1 protein-coding gene is annotated in these 254 nt (G+C 61.0%); it reads right to left on the bottom strand.

Going from position 1 to position 254, the window contains the following annotated elements; translation table 11 throughout:
• On the bottom strand, positions 1–206 hold a 206-nt coding region (locus QSV46_RS40370), incomplete at its 3' end, for a rhodanese-like domain-containing protein (protein ID WP_409997300.1).
• Between the last annotated feature and the right edge of the window lie 48 nt (positions 207–254).

Genomic DNA, 254 nt, shown 5'->3' with positions numbered 1-254 from the left:
ATCCAGAATTCCAGCATGCCGCGCGTGCAGGAGAACGCGCCGGGAATCTTGCCTTCGCGTTCGATCTCGCGGGGATCGCGGATATCGACGATCACGACGCCCGGATCCTGCGCGGCCTTGATGGCCTCAGTGGCGCTGACAGTCTCGATCTCGGCATTGGCTTCGTCGATCAGGGATTTGATGCCACGGTGAATGGTCTGGGGCATTGTGTTTCCTCTTGTGTTTGTGCGCGTGTCCCGGACGCGGTGCAGCAC

The sequence above is a fragment of the Bradyrhizobium cosmicum genome (assembly GCF_032290525.1).
GTDB lineage: Bacteria > Pseudomonadota > Alphaproteobacteria > Rhizobiales > Xanthobacteraceae > Bradyrhizobium > Bradyrhizobium cosmicum_A.
Note: the sequence above shows the minus strand (reverse complement) of the source record. Positions and strands in the feature narration are given on the sequence as shown.